The sequence below is a fragment of the Aeromonas sp. ASNIH1 genome (assembly GCF_002934285.1).
Classification (GTDB): Bacteria; Pseudomonadota; Gammaproteobacteria; order Enterobacterales; family Aeromonadaceae; genus Aeromonas; species Aeromonas caviae.
The window spans coordinates 1533139-1551004 of record NZ_CP026228.1; the positions used below are offsets into that span (position 1 = coordinate 1533139).

The 17866-nt window shown below is 57.7% G+C and carries 14 protein-coding genes; 10 read left to right on the top strand and 4 right to left on the bottom strand.

What is annotated here, in order from left to right:
- The first annotated feature begins 4 nt into the window (after positions 1–4).
- From atpA to glmU, 5 genes are all read left to right on the top strand, one after another.
- Entirely contained in the window at positions 5–1546 is a 1542-nt protein-coding gene (gene atpA, locus C2U37_RS07480; RefSeq protein WP_041214174.1) for a F0F1 ATP synthase subunit alpha, read from the top strand.
- A gap of 42 nt (positions 1547–1588) precedes the next feature.
- Positions 1589–2455: a F0F1 ATP synthase subunit gamma gene (gene atpG / locus C2U37_RS07485; RefSeq protein ID WP_010672261.1), complete on the top strand. Its 867-nt coding sequence runs from the start codon at positions 1589–1591 to the stop codon at positions 2453–2455.
- Between the two features lie 33 nt (positions 2456–2488).
- Positions 2489–3877, top strand: coding sequence for a F0F1 ATP synthase subunit beta (gene atpD, locus C2U37_RS07490; protein ID WP_010672260.1), 1389 nt, complete (start codon positions 2489–2491; stop codon positions 3875–3877).
- An 18-nt stretch (positions 3878–3895) separates the two neighbouring features.
- Entirely contained in the window at positions 3896–4324 is a 429-nt protein-coding gene (locus C2U37_RS07495) for a F0F1 ATP synthase subunit epsilon (protein WP_010672259.1), read from the top strand.
- 93 nt (positions 4325–4417) lie between these two features.
- Positions 4418–5779, top strand: coding sequence for a bifunctional UDP-N-acetylglucosamine diphosphorylase/glucosamine-1-phosphate N-acetyltransferase GlmU (gene glmU, locus C2U37_RS07500; protein ID WP_103858079.1), 1362 nt, complete (start codon positions 4418–4420; stop codon positions 5777–5779).
- Between the two features lie 51 nt (positions 5780–5830).
- Here the strand turns inward: glmU and creD are convergent, their stop codons facing one another.
- The 4 genes from creD to blrA form a co-directional block, all read right to left on the bottom strand.
- The gene (creD, locus tag C2U37_RS07505) at positions 5831–7222 is read right to left on the bottom strand and encodes a cell envelope integrity protein CreD (protein ID WP_103858080.1); all 1392 of its coding nucleotides are present in this window, start codon (positions 7220–7222) and stop codon (positions 5831–5833) included.
- 121 nt (positions 7223–7343) lie between these two features.
- A complete protein-coding gene (blaOXA, locus tag C2U37_RS07510; protein ID WP_103858081.1) occupies positions 7344–8138 on the bottom strand; it encodes a class D beta-lactamase in 795 nt (264 codons plus the stop codon).
- Positions 8139–8237: 99 nt separating this feature from the next.
- Positions 8238–9659 (bottom strand): beta-lactam sensor histidine kinase BlrB, encoded by a 1422-nt coding sequence (gene blrB, locus C2U37_RS07515; protein ID WP_103858086.1) that lies wholly within the window; start codon positions 9657–9659, stop codon positions 8238–8240.
- Positions 9660–9693: 34 nt separating this feature from the next.
- Positions 9694–10368: a beta-lactam response regulator transcription factor BlrA gene (gene blrA, locus C2U37_RS07520; RefSeq protein WP_010672254.1), complete on the bottom strand. Its 675-nt coding sequence runs from the start codon at positions 10366–10368 to the stop codon at positions 9694–9696.
- A 123-nt stretch (positions 10369–10491) separates the two neighbouring features.
- Between blrA and C2U37_RS07525 the strand changes: the two genes are divergently transcribed.
- From C2U37_RS07525 to C2U37_RS07545, 5 genes are all read left to right on the top strand, one after another.
- Positions 10492–11265 (top strand): DeoR/GlpR family DNA-binding transcription regulator, encoded by a 774-nt coding sequence (locus C2U37_RS07525; protein WP_103858082.1) that lies wholly within the window; start codon positions 10492–10494, stop codon positions 11263–11265.
- Positions 11266–11320: 55 nt separating this feature from the next.
- A complete protein-coding gene (glmS, locus tag C2U37_RS07530; RefSeq protein ID WP_103858083.1) occupies positions 11321–13153 on the top strand; it encodes a glutamine--fructose-6-phosphate transaminase (isomerizing) in 1833 nt (610 codons plus the stop codon).
- Between the two features lie 144 nt (positions 13154–13297).
- Positions 13298–14125, top strand: a complete 828-nt coding sequence (locus C2U37_RS07535; protein ID WP_162847502.1) for a TnsA endonuclease C-terminal domain-containing protein — start codon at positions 13298–13300, stop codon at positions 14123–14125.
- Positions 14109–16193 carry a DDE-type integrase/transposase/recombinase gene (locus C2U37_RS07540; protein ID WP_104452068.1) on the top strand — a complete coding sequence of 695 codons (2085 nt, stop codon included), beginning with the start codon at positions 14109–14111 and terminating at the stop codon, positions 16191–16193. The genes C2U37_RS07535 and C2U37_RS07540 overlap by 17 nt, the downstream gene beginning before the upstream one ends.
- Positions 16194–17864 (top strand): AAA family ATPase, encoded by a 1671-nt coding sequence (locus C2U37_RS07545; RefSeq protein ID WP_104452069.1) that lies wholly within the window; start codon positions 16194–16196, stop codon positions 17862–17864. It begins immediately after the preceding gene.
- The last annotated feature ends 2 nt before the right edge of the window (positions 17865–17866 follow it).

A 17866-nucleotide genomic window follows, 5' to 3' on the forward strand; every position in this document is an offset into this window, starting at 1 on the left:
GAGCATGCAACTGAATTCCACTGAAATCGCCGAGCTGATCAAGCAGCGCATTGCGCAGTTTGATGTCAAAAGCGAAGCGCGTAACGAAGGTACCATCGTTTCTGTAAGCGACGGTATCATTCGTATCCACGGTCTGGCCGATGCCATGCAGGGTGAGATGATCGAGCTGCCGGGCAACCGCTTCGCTCTGGCATTGAACCTGGAGCGTGACTCCGTTGGTGCCGTAGTAATGGGTCCCTATGCCGATCTGGCCGAGGGGATGAAGGTAAAGGGTACCGGCCGCATTCTGGAAGTGCCGGTCGGTCGTGGTCTGTTGGGCCGGGTGGTCAACACCCTGGGTCAGCCGATCGACGGTAAGGGTCCGGTAGACAACGACGGCTTCTCGCCGATCGAAGTGATCGCCCCGGGCGTTATCGAGCGTAAGTCTGTTGACCAGCCAGTCCAGACCGGTCTGAAAGCCATCGATGCCATGATCCCTATCGGTCGTGGCCAGCGTGAGCTGATCATCGGTGACCGCCAGGTTGGTAAGACCGCCATCGCCATCGACACCATCATCAACCAGAAAGATTCCGGCATTAAGTGCGTCTACGTTGCGATCGGCCAGAAGGCCTCCACCATCGCCAACGTGGTGCGCAAGCTGGAAGAGCACGGCGCCCTGGCCAACACCATCGTGGTCGTGGCTTCTGCCTCCGAAGCGGCTGCTCTGCAGTACCTGGCTCCCTACGCCGGTTGCTCCATGGGCGAGTACTTCCGTGACCGCGGCGAAGACGCACTGATCATCTATGATGACCTGTCCAAGCAGGCCGTTGCCTATCGCCAGATCTCCCTGCTGCTGCGCCGTCCGCCTGGACGTGAAGCTTACCCGGGTGACGTCTTCTATCTGCACTCCCGTCTGCTGGAGCGTGCTGCTCGCGTCAACGCCGAGTACGTAGAGAAGTTCACCAATGGTGCCGTGAAAGGCCAGACCGGTTCCCTGACCGCCCTGCCGATCATCGAAACCCAGGCCGGTGACGTCTCCGCGTTCGTTCCGACCAACGTGATCTCCATCACCGACGGCCAGATCTTCCTGACCTCCCAGCTGTTCAACTCCGGTATTCGTCCGGCGGTTGACCCGGGTATCTCCGTATCCCGTGTGGGCGGTGCTGCTCAGACCAAGATCGTCAAGAAGCTGTCCGGTGGTATCCGTACCGCGCTGGCCCAGTACCGCGAACTGGCGGCATTTGCCCAGTTCTCTTCCGACCTGGACGATGCCACTCGCAAGCAGCTGGATCACGGTCAGAAAGTCACCGAGCTGATGAAGCAGAAGCAGTACTCTCCGATGAGCGTGGCCCAGCAATCCCTGGTGCTGTTCGCCGCCGAGAAGGGTTATCTCGCCGATGTCGAACTGAGCAAGATCGTCGACTTCGAAGCCGCTCTGCTCTCTTACGCCAATACCCAGCATGCCGAGCTGATGGCTGAAATCAATGCCAAGGCCGACTACAACGACACGATCGTTGGCAAGCTGACTGCGTTGCTGGATGACTTCAAGGCAACCCAGACCTGGTAAGCGTGTGTGGCAGCGCAAGCTGCCACCTGATGGAGAGAAGAGATGGCCGGCGCAAAAGAGATACGTAACAAGATCGGGAGTGTGAAGAACACTCAGAAGATCACCAGCGCTATGGAAATGGTGGCAGCGAGCAAGATGCGCCGTGCGCAGGAACGCATGTCTGCCAGCCGTCCGTACGCTGAAACCATGCGCAAGGTGATCGGCCATATCGCTCAGGGGAACTTGGAATACAAGCACCCCTACCTCATCGAACGTGAGGTGAAGCGAGTGGGTTACATCGTCGTCTCCACCGACCGTGGCCTGTGTGGTGGTCTGAACATCAACCTGTTCAAGGCTGCCCTCAATGATATGAAGCAATGGAGCGCGAAAGGTGCCAAGGTTGACCTGGCATTGATCGGTAACAAGGCCTCCAACTTCTTTGAACGGCACGGCGCCAAGGTGAAAGCCCACGTCTCCGGACTGGGTGACAACCCGAGCGTCAATGACCTGATCGGTTCAGTGAAGGTCATGCTGAAGGCTTACGACAACGGTGAGATTGACAGGCTGTATCTGGTGTACAACAAGTTCGTCAACACCATGGTTCAGCAACCAAAAGTCGATCAACTGCTGCCTTTGCCCGTAACAGAAGACAGCAAGCTCGCCAAGAAGCACCACTGGGACTACCTCTATGAGCCGGATCCCAAGCAACTGCTGGATACCCTGCTGATTCGCTACGTCGAATCCCAGGTCTACCAGGGTGTGGTAGAAAACTTGGCAAGTGAACAGGCAGCCCGAATGGTTGCCATGCAAGCCGCGACTGACAACGCCGGCAACCTGATTAACGATCTGCAACTGGTATACAACAAGGCCCGTCAGGCCAGTATTACCCAGGAGCTCACAGAGATCGTTTCCGGTGCTGCTGCGGTGTAAGGCAAGGGTTATCAAAGGTTTAGAGGATTTGACATGAGTAACGGTTTCATCGTCCAAATCATCGGCGCTGTGGTGGACATCGAGTTCCCGCAGAATGCCGTGCCCCAGGTGTACGATGCACTGAAGGTTGTCAGCGAAGGCCAAGGCCAGGGTCTGGTACTGGAAGTTCAGCAACAGATCGGCGGCGGCGTCGTGCGTTGCATCACCATGGGTTCCTCCGACGGTCTGCGTCGTGGGTTGGAAGTAGTTAACAGCGGCAAGGCCATCCAGGTACCGGTCGGTACCTCGACCCTGGGCCGTATCATGAACGTACTGGGCGACCCCATCGACGAGAAGGGTCCGATCGGCGAAGAAGAGCGTTGGTCCATCCACCGCGAAGCCCCCAGCTACGAAGATCAGTCCAACAGCACCGAGCTGCTGGAGACCGGCATCAAGGTTATCGACCTGGTATGTCCGTTCGCCAAGGGTGGTAAGGTTGGTCTGTTCGGCGGCGCCGGTGTAGGCAAGACCGTCAACATGATGGAGCTGATCCGTAACATCGCGATCGAGCACAGCGGTTACTCCGTGTTCGCCGGTGTAGGTGAGCGTACCCGTGAGGGTAACGACTTCTACCACGAGATGATGGAGTCCAACGTACTGGACAAAGTATCTCTGGTTTACGGTCAGATGAACGAGCCGCCCGGAAACCGTCTGCGCGTGGCGCTGACCGGCCTGACCATGGCCGAGAAGTTCCGTGACGAAGGTCGTGACGTGCTGTTCTTCGTGGACAACATCTACCGTTACACCCTGGCCGGTACCGAAGTATCCGCACTGCTGGGCCGTATGCCCTCCGCAGTAGGTTACCAGCCGACCCTGGCCGAGGAGATGGGTGTTCTGCAAGAGCGCATCACCTCCACCAAGACTGGTTCCATCACCTCCGTACAGGCCGTTTACGTGCCTGCGGATGACTTGACCGACCCGTCTCCGGCGACCACCTTCGCCCACCTGGATGCGACCGTCGTACTGTCCCGTCAGATCGCGGCTCTGGGTATCTACCCGGCCGTTGACCCGCTGGACTCCACCTCCCGTCAGCTGGATCCGCTGGTGGTTGGCAAGGAGCACTACGAGACCGCTCGTGGCGTTCAGACCGTACTGCAGCGCTACAAGGAGCTGAAGGACATCATCGCCATCCTGGGTATGGATGAACTGTCAGAAGAAGACAAACTGACCGTAGCCCGTGCCCGTAAGATCGAGCGTTTCCTGTCCCAGCCGTTCTTCGTGGCCGAAGTATTTACCGGTTCTCCGGGCAAATACGTGCCGCTGAAGGAAACCATCCGTGGCTTCCAGGGCATCCTGAAGGGCGAGTATGACGATCTGCCGGAGCAGGCGTTCTACATGGTTGGCGGCATCGACGAAGTCGTCGAGAAGTCCAAGAAACTGTAAGCCTCGATAGGAGGGCCCATGGCTGAGATGATCTCCTTTCACCTGGATGTGGTGAGCGCCGAAGGAAAACTGTTTTCCGGTCGCGTGCAATCTGCCCAGGTATCAGGCTCCGAAGGTGAGCTGGGTCTCCGCCACGGTCATGCTCCGTTGCTGACTGCCATCAAGCCGGGCCTGGTCCGCTTGATCAAGCAAAATGGTAGCGAAGAGGTGCTGTACATCTCCGGCGGTATGCTGGAAGTACAACCCGAAGCCGTGACCGTGCTGGCCGATACTGCCATTCGCGCCGACGATCTGGATGAGGCGAAAGCCCAGGAAGCCAAGCGTCGTGCCGAAGAGCGGATCAACAGCTCCCATGGTGATATCGACTATGCTCAGGCGTCTGCCGAGCTGGCCAAAGCGATGGCCCAGTTGCGGGTTATCGATATCGTCAAAAAGAATTACCGTTAATCACGGTGATGCAAAAAGCGACCTTCGGGTCGCTTTTTTTTTGCCCGTTGGATAGACTCCGCCCAGCATTTCCACCTGTTTCAAAGGTTAGCTATGTCTCTCAACGTCGTGATCCTGGCTGCGGGCAAAGGCACCCGCATGCGTTCCTCCCTGCCCAAGGTGCTGCACCCCGTTGCCAGCAAGCCCATGGTCTCCCATGTGATCGAGACCGCCCGCCAGATCGGTGCCGAACAGCTGCACCTGGTCTATGGCCACGGCGCCGAACTGCTGAAGGAGCGGATCCAGGCATCCGACCTGAACTGGGTGCTGCAGGCCCAGCAACTGGGGACCGGCCATGCCGTGGCCCAGGCCATTCCGTTCTGGCATGACGAAGACGACGTGCTGGTGCTCTACGGCGATACCCCGCTGATCCAGCCCGAGACCCTGCAACGGTTGCTGGCGGCCAAGGCCGACGATGGCATGGCGCTGCTGACCGTGGTACTGGACAACCCGACCGGCTATGGCCGCATCGTGCGGGAACACGGCCAGGTGGTCGGCATTGTCGAGCAGAAGGATGCCAACGCCGAGCAACTCGCCATCCGTGAAGTGAACACCGGCGTGCTGGTGGCCAACGGCGGCCAGCTGCGCAGCTGGCTCTCCCGCCTGGACAACAAGAATGCCCAGGGCGAGTTCTACCTGACCGACGTCATTGCCATGGCCCACGGTGACAACTGCCCCATCGCTGCAGTCCATCCGGACAGCGCCATGGAAGTGGAAGGGGCCAACAACCGGGTGCAGCTGGCGGCGCTCGAGCGCAGCTACCAGCAGATGCAGGCCGAGAAGCTGATGATCGCTGGCGCCACCCTGATCGATCCGGCCCGTTTCGATCTGCGGGGTTCCCTGGAAATCGGGGAGGAGGTGGTGATCGACGTCAACGTCATCATCGAAGGCAAGGTGGTGCTGGGCAATCACGTGCGCATCGGTGCCGGCAGCGTATTGAAGGATTGCGTGATCGGCGACCACTCCGAGGTGAAACCTTACTCCGTCATCGAAGGTGCGCAAATTGCCGACCAGTGCTCGGTCGGGCCCTTTACCCGCCTGCGCCCGGGTGCCGTGCTGGAGCAGGATGCCCATGTCGGCAACTTCGTCGAGATGAAGAAGGCCCGGCTGGGGGTTGGCTCGAAGTGCGGTCATCTGACCTATCTGGGCGATGCGGAGATCGGTGCCAAGGTGAACATCGGTGCTGGCACCATCACCTGCAATTACGACGGGGTGAACAAGTTCCAGACCATCATCGAGGACGATGTCTTCGTCGGCTCCGATACCCAGCTGGTGGCGCCGGTGAGGATCGGCAAGGGGGCGACTCTGGGGGCCGGCTCCACCATCACCAAGGATGTGGCGGAAAACGAGCTGGTGATCACCCGGGTGCCCCAGCGCCACATTCCGAACTGGCCCCGTCCGGTCAAGAAGAAGTGATGCCCGATCAATGAAATGCAAACCGGCGCCCGAGGGCGCCGGTTTTTTTGCTTATGGCTGATGGCTGGTGTTACTGGTCGATGGCTGGGGGGCCGCCCATGCGGTGGCGGAGGGACTGCTCTCCATCACCTGATACCAGTCGAGCTTGCGAGTCAGCCCCATGACAAGCGCCAGGGTGGCGAACAGCAGCAGGGCGCCGAGCAACAGGGCTGTCTCCTCGGCCTGCAGCAGCCCGAACAGGATGGCGTAGACCAGCCCCAGCAGGGCGGCGAATCCCATGCCCTGTTTCGGGCCGCCCAGCACATGGCTCAGGTAGAAGCCGTTGAGGGCCACACTGGCCAGGGCGGCAATGAGATAGGCCCAGATAAAGCCGAGATGCTCGGTCAGCGCCAGCAGCACCAGATAGAAGATGGCCAGCCCCATGCCCACCAGCGCGTACTGGATGGGGTGTACCCGCAGCCCCTTGAGCAGCTCGAACATGAAGAAGCTGATGAAGGTGAGGCCGATGAACAGCAGGGCATATTTGGCGGCCCGCTCGTTCAGCTGATAGTGATCCACCGGTTGCACCAGGCTGACGCTGAATGACGGCAGTTTGGTGCCCGCTCCCTTCATCATGCGGTTGAAGCGGCTCTCCATGTCGGTGGCGAACCAGCTGGTCTGCCAGCTTGCCTCGAACCCTTGATCCGCAAGGGTGCGTTCACCGGGCAGAAAGTCGCCGAGAAAATTGGGATGGGGCCAGTTGCCGCTCAGGTGAAACCGGCTGTCCTGTCCGAGCGGCACCACTTCCAGCGCGTTCATGCCCTGCAGATCCAGCTCGATGTGAAAGCGGCCATCTTCGTCTGGCAAGGCGTCGAGCGGAGCATGGATCCCCACTCGCCCGTCCCCCAGCTGGGCACCAGGGGCAAACGGGATGCGTTGCTCCCCCCATTGCAGTTCGGGTACGCGGCTGATGCCCCGGGCATCGGAGAGGATCAGGCTGATATAGGGTTTGCCCGGCACCAGGGCGGGATCTGCCGGGTCGAAGCTCAGGTTCGGGTTGCCGGCCACCAGCCCCTTGTCAGCCTGGCTGGTGGGCATCAGGCCGGAGAGGGAGAGGCGACTGTGATAAATCTGGGCCTGATAGATACCGAGCTTGCGCGGGGTCACCTCCATGCTGGCCCGCACGTCCAGCCTCTGGGGCAGCTGGTAGCGATAGACCTGCTCCTTGCGAACGAAATGTTTGCCATCCTGCTCGACGGTGACGGTCCGGGTATAGGGCTGTACCAGTACGGGCCCCATCAGGCGCTGGGGCCCGCTGTGGCTGGCCATGATGCTGTGAATGGCCTGACTGCGATAGGCCTGGCGCTCCCGATTCAGCTCCATGATGGCGTGAACCGGGATCATCATCAGCAGGCAGAGCAACAGCAGCAGGGCGATCTTGTGGGTGAAAATCTGTTTGACCATGACACGTCTCCTTGTTGTTGAACGGGAGTGTGCCGGGGTCGCGTGAAGGGAGGATGGGGCAGTGTGAAGTGGTGGTGAAGGGGGATAAAAAAACCGGCGCCAGGCGCCGGTGTTGCTGGCATCAGAGTGTCTTCAACCGGGCCGGCAGGGAGGCGAACACCTCCTCCCTGGCCCTGAGGGAAGCGAACTGCTTGCCCGGCTTCTGGATAACGGTGTGGACGAAGATGAGCGTCTTGTCCTGTTTGCTGGCCCAGCCGACGAACCAGCCGATCTGCTGCTCCCTGTCCAGGCTGCCATCCAGCAGCTTGGGGTAGCCCATGCCGGTCTTGCCGTGGATCTGCCAACCGTCGATGTCGGGCTGACGCATCAGGTTGGCGGTATGACGCAGGGTCTGGGCGGAGACCGGCAGCTTGCCGCTCACCATCTTGCCAAGGAAGCGGGCTTGCTCCTGGGGGCTGATGGCGAGGCTGGTGCTGAGCCAGGCCTGGGTCAGACCGTCGTGCTTGCCCGGGTTGCCTTCGAGATCCCGGTTGCCGTAGTCGAAGCTGTCCACGTAGTGCTGGAAGCGAGCTTCTCCCAGCCACTCGGTGAGGCGCTGCGAGTACCAGATGACCGAGAATTGCATCCAGCTGCTCGGGGTGGTGGTCTGTTTCCACTCCGGCAGGAAATCAGGATCACCGGCCTTGAACGGCAGGGCCGGCAGTTGTTCATCCACCAGGAAGCCGCTGTCATAGCCCATCAGTGCCAGCGGGATCTTGAAGGTGGAGGCCGGGGTCAACTGGGCGGCACAGTCCCCCTGGGTGCTGACGGGTTTGCCGGTTCCATCGGCAAACAGCATGCAGCCAGAAGCGGCGCTGGCAGGCAGTGCACAGAAGAGGCCGGCGGCAAGCAGACCGGACAACAGCATACGGGGCATATCTATCTCCTTGATTAATACGAATGCGCATCGACGGGGAAGGTCGTCATCGAGGAGGTGCAGCTTAGCCCGGCTCTGTGTGCTTGGTGTGAAGTGTCCTCAGTTGCCGGGCAGCCAGAGTGTGGCCAGCACCCCCCCGTCCGGCTGATTGGCAAGGGCAAGATGGCCGCCGTGCTGGCGTGCCACCTCCATGGCAAAACTGAGCCCGAGGCCGCTGCTCTTGCCCTTGTCTGGCCTTGGCAGGGAGTAGAAACGCTCGAAAATCCTGGGCAGCGCAAAGTCGGGAATGCCTGGCCCCTGATCCCGCACCCGGAAGCAATAACCCCCCTCCTCCATGGCGCCGCTCAGCACCAGGGTACTGCCGGCGGGGGCGAAATCGAGGGCGTTGTCCAGCAGGTTGCCAAGGGCCTGCTCCACCAGCAGGGGATCCCACTTCTGCTTCTGACCTTCCCCCAGCTCGGCGTGCAGGGCGATCTGGCGGCGCTGGGCCTGGATCTGGCGGGCATCGAGCACCCGTCTGCCCAGCCGGGCCGGCTCAACGGATTGTCTGTCCAGCCCCTGCCCTGATTCGAGGCGGGCGAGTTGCAGCATGCGTTCGATCAGCTGCTGCATGCGGGCCGTCTCCAGATTGATGTTGCCGATGAAGCGCTTTGCGATGTCCGGCGGCGGCGCCTCGGCCAGGATCTCCCCCGCCCCGCGAATGGCCGCCAGCGGGCTTTTGAGCTCGTGGGTCAGGCTGTGGACATAGGCCTCGATATAGGCCTTGCCGTCCAGTTGGCGGCGCATGGTCTCCAGGGAGTGGCCTAGCCTGTCCAGTTCGGGGCTGTAGAGGCGCGGCAGGCTGGCGGGCTGACCCTGGCTGATTGCATCCGCATAGTGCACCAGCTTGCCGATGGCGCGGTTGAGCCACCACACCAGCAAGGCGCCGATGAGCAGCGAGATGAACAGCAGCAGGGCCGCCCCTTTCAGCAACTGGTGTTCGCTGCGCTCTATCATGGGCTGCAGGGTGCTGTTGGGCTTGGCGACGGTGAGGGAGCCGATGATCTCGACCCCTTCCCGCAGCGGAGCTGCCACATACATGGTCGAGCTGGCAGCATCGTCGGGATCGGTGCGGGTGCTGCGGGCGCCATATTCGCCACGCAGGGTCAGGTAGACGTCGTTCCAGCGCGAGTAGTCCTTGCCCAGATCCACCCCGTCCGAGTCGTAGACCACCCTGCCTTTTGCGTCGGTCACATAGATGCGGTACTCCGCCTGCTGCTTGAGGTGGCCATCGATGAGGGCATTGATGGGACTCTGGTTGAGGCGGGCGAAGGCGCTGGCCAGCCGGCCATTCGCCATCTTTCCTTCCTGCATGTCGTCCAGGGCCAGGGGGGCCAGCATCTGCGCCATGTCCACCAGGGTATCTTCGGTGGCGCTGCGTACCCCGGGCTTGATCTCCTCGACGAAGATCTCCAGCACGAACCAGGCGGCCAGGGCGAAGATCAGCACCAGGCCGCACAGCAGTTGCAATCCGATTCTCATCTCATCCCCCTGCCGATGCCCGGCCACCCTGAGTTCATGCCAGCTCCAGACTGTAGCCCAGCCCGCGGTGGGTCAGGATCAGGTTGGCGTCAGGATCCCGCTCCCGCAGCTTGGCTCTCAGGGTCTTGATGTGGGTGTCGACGGTGCGATCCAGACTCTCTTCCGCATCCTGCCACACCAGGTCCATCAGCTGCTGGCGGGAGTAGACCCGACCCGGCGCCAGCATCAGGGTCTTGAGCAGCAGGTACTCATAGCGGGTGAGCGTCAGGGGCTGGCCCAGGAAGCAGATTCGTGCCCGCTCCTCGTCCAGGGCGAGTGGCTGTATCGGCTGGGAGGGGGCGGGCTGGCTGCGGCGCAGGATGACCCGCACCCGGGCACACACCTCACGAGGCGAGAAGGGTTTGGCCACATAGTCGTCTGCCCCTATCTCCAGCCCGATCAGCCTGTCTATCTCCTCGCTGCGAGCGGTGAGAAACATCAGGGGAATATCGGTCAGTGCCCGCACCCGCTTGCACAGTTCGAAACCGCTGATGTCCGGCAGCCCCACATCCAGGATCAAAAAATCCGGTCGCGTCTGTTCCAGTCGCGCCAGCAACGGCTGACCGAGGGGGAACCACTCCACCTCGAAACCATCGGTCTGCAGGGCATAGATCAGGGTATCGGCAATGCTGGCTTCATCTTCCACCAGCCAGATGAGTCGTTTTTGCATGGCATCCTCGTCGCAAATCAGCTGCCCCATTCTGGCATCGAACCAAATCGGATCCTATTTGCCGTTTGATTTTTCCCGAAAAGGCATTAATATTTCGTCATTCTTTCGAATCGAAACTTATAAATGACCAAACGCAACACACAGCAGCGCCGTCACACCATAGTGAGTCTGGTGCAGGAGCAGGGGGAAGTCAGCGTCGATGCCCTGGCCAAACACTTCGCCACTTCCGAGGTGACCATCCGCAAAGATCTGGCGGTGCTGGAGACCGGTGGCCTGTTGCTGCGTCGCTACGGCGGTGCCGTTCCCCTCCCCAGCGAGATGGTGGTGGACAGCAACCCGGAACAAGTTTCGAATCGAAAGCTTGCCATTGCCCGCGCCGCCGCCGAGCGGATCCGCGATCACAACCGCGTCATCATCGACAGCGGCAGCACCACCAGCGCCATGATCCCCATGCTGGGCAACAAGCGCGGCCTCATTGTCATGACCAACTCCCTCAATGTGGCCGGTGCCCTGCGCGAGCTGGAAAACGAACCCACCCTGCTGATGACTGGCGGGACCTGGGATCCCCACTCCGAATCTTTCCAGGGGAAGGTGGCGGAGCAGGTGCTGCGCTCCTATGACTTCGACCAGCTCTTCATCGGTGCCGATGGCATCGACCCGGAGCGGGGCACCACCACCTTCAACGAGCTGGTGGGCCTCTCCCGGGTCATGGCCGAAGTGTCGCGGGAGGTCATCGTCATGGTGGAGTCGGAGAAGATCGGCCGAAAAATCCCCAATCTCGAGCTGCCCTGGTCCGGCATCCATACCCTGGTGACCGACGAGGGGCTGAGCAATGCGGCCAGAGAACAGATTCAGGCCAGGGGGATCACGCTGATTTGCGCCCCCGTGGCCGTGTGATTTGAACAAACCATTATCCAACCGAATTAACGTCTTACGTTTCAAGGAGAAGTGTATGTGTGGCATCGTCGGGGCCGTCGCCCAACGTGATGTGGCTGAAATCCTGGTAGAGGGCCTGCGCCGTCTGGAATACCGTGGCTACGATTCGGCCGGTGTTGCCGTGTTCAGCGCCAACCAGCCGCTGCAGCGGGTGCGTCGCCTCGGAAAGGTGGCCGAACTGGCCAAGGCACTGGAAGAGCAGTCCGTCCACGGTGGTACCGGCATTGCCCACACCCGCTGGGCTACCCATGGCGAGCCGTCCGAGCGCAATGCTCACCCCCACGTCTCCGAGCATATCGTGGTGGTGCACAACGGCATCATCGAGAACCACGAAGAGCTGCGGGAAGAGTTGAAGGCGCTGGGCTATGTGTTCAGCTCCGACACCGACACCGAAGTGATTGCCCACCTGGTGCACCACGAGCTGAAATCCGCCCCCAGCCTGCTGGCGGCCATGCAGGTAGCGGTGAAGCAGCTGCGCGGCGCCTACGGCACCGTGGTGATGGACAGCCGTGACGACAGCCGCGTGGTGGTGGCCCGCTCCGGCTCCCCCCTGGTGATCGGCCGCGGCATCGGCGAGAACTTCATCGCCTCCGACCAGATGGCCCTGCTGCCGGTGACCCGCCGCTTCATCTTCCTAGAAGAGGGCGATGTGGCCGAAGTGACCCGCCGCGACGTGCATATCTTCGATACCGACGGCCATGCCGTGGTACGCGAGGAGCTGGAGTCCGAACTCTCCCACGACGCCGGTGACAAGGGCGAGTATCGCCACTACATGCTCAAAGAGATCCACGAGCAACCCAAGGCCATCACCAACACCCTGGAAGGGCGTCTGGGTGGTGATCACGTGGTGGTCGAGTCGTTCGGCAATGGTGCGCGCGCCATCTTCGACAAGGTCGATCACGTGCAGATCGTCGCTTGTGGCACCTCCTATCACTCCGGCATGGTGGCTCGCTACTGGTTCGAAGAGATCGCCGGCGTCTCCTGCGACGTGGAGATCGCCTCCGAGTTCCGCTATCGCAAGTCGGTGGTGCGCCCCAACAGCCTGCTGGTGACCCTCTCCCAGAGCGGCGAGACCGCCGATACCCTGGCGGCCCTGCGTCTGGCCAAGGAGTCCGGCTACATGAGCTCGCTGGCCATCTGCAACGTGCCGGGCTCCTCCCTGGTGCGTGAATCGGATCTGGCCTTTATGACCCGAGCCGGTGCCGAAATCGGCGTGGCCTCCACCAAAGCGTTCACCACCCAGCTGGCCGGTCTGCTGATGCTGGTGGCCTCCATCGGTCGTTGCCGTGGCCACCTGAGCACCGCCGCCGAAGCTGAGCTGGTCAAGGCGCTGCAGGCCCTGCCGCTGCGCATCAAGGAGAGCCTGGCGCTGGCCAAGGATATCGAGGCCCTGGCCGAAGAGTTTGCCGACAAGCACCACAGCCTGTTCCTGGGTCGCGGCAGCCAGTACCCCATCGCCATGGAAGGGGCACTCAAGCTCAAAGAGATCTCCTACATCCACGCCGAGGCCTATGCCGCCGGTGAGTTGAAGCACGGTCCGCTGGCGCTGATCGATGCCGAGATGCCCATCATAGTGGTGGCGCCGAACAACGATCTGCTGGAGAAGCTCAAGTCCAACGTGGAAGAGGTGCGTGCCCGTGGCGGTATCCTCTACGTCTTCGCCGATGCCGATACCGGCTTCAAGAGCGACGAGACCATGCGGGTGATGAGCCTGAACCACGTGGAAGAGGTGATCGCGCCGATCGTCTATACTGTGCCGCTGCAGCTGCTCTCCTACCATGTTGCCCTCATCAAGGGTACCGACGTGGATCAGCCGCGCAACCTGGCAAAATCCGTGACGGTGGAATAAGCCGTCGCCGGAAATGAAAAAAGAGTGTATGAGAGCAATAAAGATTCATACCAAGTAATAAAGTATCATATCAAGTAATAAAGTTGCATACCTTAGCCGCCCTAGCTAAGCTCAATCTATGAGCAATAGCGGGGCGGCTTTGTTATGGTGGGAAGAAAAAACGTTAACACGGAGTTACAGAGTCAGAAGTGGCTGCGTGAGGGCCGAGGAGGTGGTCATGGTTCCGACTACAAGCCATGGTTAACCGTCAGGGATTTACCATCTGAAGGTCGCTCGCACCGCGTTTTTGGTCATAATTCTCAACGCACCCACCACTTACTGTCGGATTTGGAACTGGCTGTATTCCTGTTATTGGAATGGAATATTTCGACTGTAGATATTCGCGAGCAATTCCCTCTTCGTTTGGAGGATACCAAGGCTCTTGCGCTGGAGTCCGAGATCGATCACCCTGCCGTTCGCGGTGTTCTGCAGGTTATGAGCTCAGACTTTCTCGTCAACACCTCTAACGCTAACCGGCCAAAATTTGCACTGCAAGCCAAGTACGCAGAGACACTGAGTAATGCGAGAACCATTGAGAAATTGGAGCTGGAACGCCGCTATTGGTTACAAAAAGGAGTGCCTTGGTGGTTGATCACAGAGAAGGACATTCCGAATGTGGTTACAAAAAACATCAGTTGGCTTTATCCGGCACAACGGGACGAGATAGCGGTTGATGTGCTGATAGAGCGCGCAGGGTTTTATCAGTACCACTTTCAGAGTGCGCCGGAGAGAAGCGTGATTGATGTAGCTAAACAGCTGGATACTGCTTATCATCAGCCGATGGGGCAATCCCTGCTGGAGATTAGGCAGCTACTGGCTCAACGCTGTTTTCTGTTCGACATATTGACGCCAATAACCAAGTTAAAAGCCGGTGATCTGCAACTGGAGAACATTGAGGCTATTTCGGAGGCGTTACATGTTTCAAATCAATGAGGTTATCAGCGTTGATGGTGTTGCCTACCGGATCTTGGCTGAGTTGCCGGATGAAATTATCTTGATAGCCTTGGACAATGAGTCTGCTTTCCCTTCGGTGGTTTCTCGTCAGGAATTGTTGGATGCCATCGATAACGAAGTGTTACAACGGATCGAAGATCCCTATGCCAGGCTTTATTACGCCAAACCGGATGATGGAACTAAGGCTAGGGAATTACGGGATAAAAATTATCAGCTTATTCAACCACTGATATCCAACCCAGAATGTATGTTCCCCCGCGCAAGAAATAGGGCTGTAAATCATATCATTGCAACACATGGATCAACCAAACAGACACTTTATCGGCTTATCCGCCGTTATTGGCAACGTGGGCAAACTCCCAATGCTCTTCTTCCTGACTATGAGAACTCCGGTGCTAAGGGAAAAAAGAGATTGTCAAAGGGCGGAAAGCTTGGTCGCCCCAGACAGACTGGCTCAGGAGTCGGCGCTGTTATTGATGAACAGATAGAGAGACTCTTTCGTAGAGCAATTGAAAAGCACTATCTTATAAAAAATGGTAAATCATTTATTGAGACTCATAACCGTTTCAAAGGGATGTATCATAACTATTATCCTGACGTTGCAGAGTCGGAGATCCCATCTATTTGGCAGATGAAGCACTTCTTCAAACGCGATTACTCTCAAGTTGAAAAACTAAAACAAAGGGTCAGCAAGATTAATTACAATAAGGATGTCAGGCCGTTGCAGGCAACAGCGAACACGCATGTTCTCGGTCCAGGCTCCCGGTTTGAGATTGATGCGACTATCGCTGATATCTACTTGGTTTCAGATAGTGATCGTAAAAATATAGTTGGCCGGCCAATAGTTTATATGGTCATTGATGTGTTTAGTCGAATGGTCGCTGGCTTTTATATAGGCTTTGAGAATCCTTCCTATGTGGCAGCTATGCAAGCCTTAGCGATTGCCATGACCGACAAGGTGAAATTATGTCAGCAACTCGATATTGATATTGACGAGTCTGATTGGCCTGTCATGGGCATCCCAGATGCTATATTGGCTGACCGTGGTGAATTGCTGGGGTGTCAGATCGAATCGTTAGAGCAGAGTTTTTCTGTTCGGATAGAAAATGCACCACCTTTTCGTGGTGATTGTAAAGGGATAGTTGAGCGTTTTTTCAGAACCATACAGGCGGTTTTCAAACCATTTGCTCCAGGTGTTGTATCTGATAATACGGTAAAAAAACGGGGAGGAAGTGATTACCGATTGGATGCGATGCTCAATATACACGAATTTACATCGATCATTCTGTCGGCCATCTTATTTCACAATCGATATCATGTGTTGGAAACCTATGATCGCGACATCGATATGCCTGCCGATTTGCCTATAACGCCATTATCGTTATGGAATTGGGGATTGCAGAATAGGTCAGGGCGGTTACGGACGGTTCCTGAAAATGCCCTGCAGGTTAGTTTGCTACCTCGAACGAAGGCTACCCTCTCCCCTCTGGGGCTCTGCGTATTTGGCGTGTATTACACTTGCCAAGAAATACTACAAATGGGGTGGTTGCACAGGGGCAAGAATGTTTCCAGGCCTGAATCATTAGAGGTTGCCTATGACCCAGCTGTTGCAGATGTTATCTATCTGCTGCCACAGCAAAACAGTGCGGAATATTGGACCTGTGGATTGACCGAGCGCTCTCGAGAGTTCCGTGGCTGTTCTTTCTGGGATGTCTGGTTGATTACGAGACAGCAAAAGGTTGTTGTGGCAGAGAGCAAGCTAGTTGCTGATCGTGAGAAGCGAAGAGTCGATGAGTTGATTAACTCAAAAATACGGCAAGCGGAAGCCCAAGTTCAAGCCGAAGATGCCCCAGTAGTGTCAGATCGCCAACGCATTGCAGGCATCAGGGGTAATCGAGCCAAGGAGAAGGACAAAGAGAGAAAACGCGCCAAATCTGTTGCGACATCTGAGCCATCAAGTGAGCCAGCAACTGTGGTACCGTTATCTAAAGGTGCGGATGACTATAAGTATCCGGATTATATCGACGAACTCTTCAAGGACGACTAGATGGTATTACCAGCTAACATGGCCAAGGCCGTCTACAACGACCCTGGCATTGAACAGTATCGTGGCAACCCCTTGATCGAGGCATTGCCACCTATCATGACTACTCAGCAGATAAAACAGGGGTTGAGCGGCGCCATCAAGTTTGATCCCAAGGATATCTATGTCGATGGCCCTTGGCGTGTTCATGTGATATCCCAGTTGCTGGATGACTTTTTTCAGCCGATAAGCCGTCATTTACAACTGGAATCAAAGTTATCCATCATGATCCGGCAGGGGTATGTTGGACGCAACCTGAGCGATGGATCTTTGAATGTGCAACTGCAAAATGGTTATGAGCGGGTTATGTCTGGTGAGTTGGATGTTTTTCGGTTCGAGCAGGTTAAATCGACAGCCCGTAGCCTGTCGTTGATTGGGTGCTCTGGGTCAGGAAAAAGTAGCACCATCAACCGGATCTTGGCAACTTATCCTCAAGTGCTCTACCACGAGCAATACAATTTTACCCAGATTGTCTACTTGAAGCTGGATTGCCCTCATGACGGCTCATTAAAAAGCCTGTGTCATCACTTTTTCAGGGCTATTGATGCCGTACTGCATACGGACTATGAACGCAAATATGCGCTTAAACGCCACAGTGTTGAGACCCTGATGGCATTGATGAGCCAAATCGCTAATGTCCACGCGATTGGCGTGCTGGTCATTGATGAGATTCAGCACCTGAGTATGAGCCGTTCCGGTGGCGTGGAGAAGATGCTAAATTTCTTCGTGACATTGGTAAATGTGATCGGCTTGCCTGTTGTCATGGTGGGGACCCCCAAGGCCAGACCCATCTTTGAGATGGACTTGAGATCGGCAAGGCGTGGAGCCGGTTTTGGCGCATTGCTTTGGGAGCCTATGCAGGCTACCAAGCCTAGCGTGGATCCTGCCACCAACCAGCCCAGGCCTACAGAGTGGATGGCCTTCACCGATAAGCTGTGGCAATACCAGTGGCTACAACAACGGGATGAAAATTTGTCCGATGAGGTTCGGGATTGCTGGTTCGAGCTGTCCCAAGGGGTGCTGGACATAGTGGTAAAACTCTTTGTTCTGGCCCAGTTGAGAGCTATTGCCACCCGCATCGAACGGATCACTCCACAGCTGTTGCGGCAGGTTTATGAGGATGAACTCAAACCGGTACACGCCATGTTGGCCGCGTTACGCTCCAAAGATCCTGAGTTAATCGCCAGATATTCGGATCTGAGCATCCCGGATATAGACAAAAAGATCCTAGTTCTCAGCACCAAGATTGATGAAGCCAGAGTTGCTCTGGATTCTCATCATAACCGATATGGTGGCAATGAGCAGGCCATCCGCTTGCATAACCTGCTCGTTGGCATGGATTGCCATTCTGAGCTGATTGTGCCGTTAATTGATCGCGCCTTCAGTACATATCCGGATCTGTCCGTCAGAGAGCTGATGCCTATCGTTCTTGATTGGTACAACTCGGACTCAAAGCCACAAGATAACGCAAAACCCAGGCCCGCTCGTCTCAAGCCAAAAGAGTGGCACACGCTGCACACCGACGATCTGCGTTTCCAGTTTTCCCAATGTGGCAAGGACAACCCTCACTATCCTGCATTCAAGAAAGCCGGGGTCACCTTCGATGTGGATACCTGGCTGAGAAGGATGGGCTAGCC

Excerpts from the sequence above, each read along its gene's own strand:
- atpA (WP_041214174.1), top strand. The coding sequence starts at position 5 with ATGCAACTGAATTCCACTGAAATCGCCGAGCTGATCAAGCAGCGCATT.
- atpG (WP_010672261.1), top strand. The coding sequence starts at position 1,589 with ATGGCCGGCGCAAAAGAGATACGTAACAAGATCGGGAGTGTGAAGAAC.
- atpD (WP_010672260.1), top strand. The coding sequence starts at position 2,489 with ATGAGTAACGGTTTCATCGTCCAAATCATCGGCGCTGTGGTGGACATC.
- C2U37_RS07495 (WP_010672259.1), top strand. The coding sequence starts at position 3,896 with ATGGCTGAGATGATCTCCTTTCACCTGGATGTGGTGAGCGCCGAAGGA.
- glmU (WP_103858079.1), top strand. The coding sequence starts at position 4,418 with ATGTCTCTCAACGTCGTGATCCTGGCTGCGGGCAAAGGCACCCGCATG.
- creD (WP_103858080.1), bottom strand. The coding sequence starts at position 7,222 with ATGGTCAAACAGATTTTCACCCACAAGATCGCCCTGCTGCTGTTGCTC.
- blaOXA (WP_103858081.1), bottom strand. The coding sequence starts at position 8,138 with ATGCCCCGTATGCTGTTGTCCGGTCTGCTTGCCGCCGGCCTCTTCTGT.
- blrB (WP_103858086.1), bottom strand. The coding sequence starts at position 9,659 with ATGAGAATCGGATTGCAACTGCTGTGCGGCCTGGTGCTGATCTTCGCC.
- blrA (WP_010672254.1), bottom strand. The coding sequence starts at position 10,368 with ATGCAAAAACGACTCATCTGGCTGGTGGAAGATGAAGCCAGCATTGCC.
- C2U37_RS07525 (WP_103858082.1), top strand. The coding sequence starts at position 10,492 with ATGACCAAACGCAACACACAGCAGCGCCGTCACACCATAGTGAGTCTG.
- glmS (WP_103858083.1), top strand. The coding sequence starts at position 11,321 with ATGTGTGGCATCGTCGGGGCCGTCGCCCAACGTGATGTGGCTGAAATC.
- C2U37_RS07535 (WP_162847502.1), top strand. The coding sequence starts at position 13,298 with ATGGTGGGAAGAAAAAACGTTAACACGGAGTTACAGAGTCAGAAGTGG.
- C2U37_RS07540 (WP_104452068.1), top strand. The coding sequence starts at position 14,109 with ATGTTTCAAATCAATGAGGTTATCAGCGTTGATGGTGTTGCCTACCGG.
- C2U37_RS07545 (WP_104452069.1), top strand. The coding sequence starts at position 16,194 with ATGGTATTACCAGCTAACATGGCCAAGGCCGTCTACAACGACCCTGGC.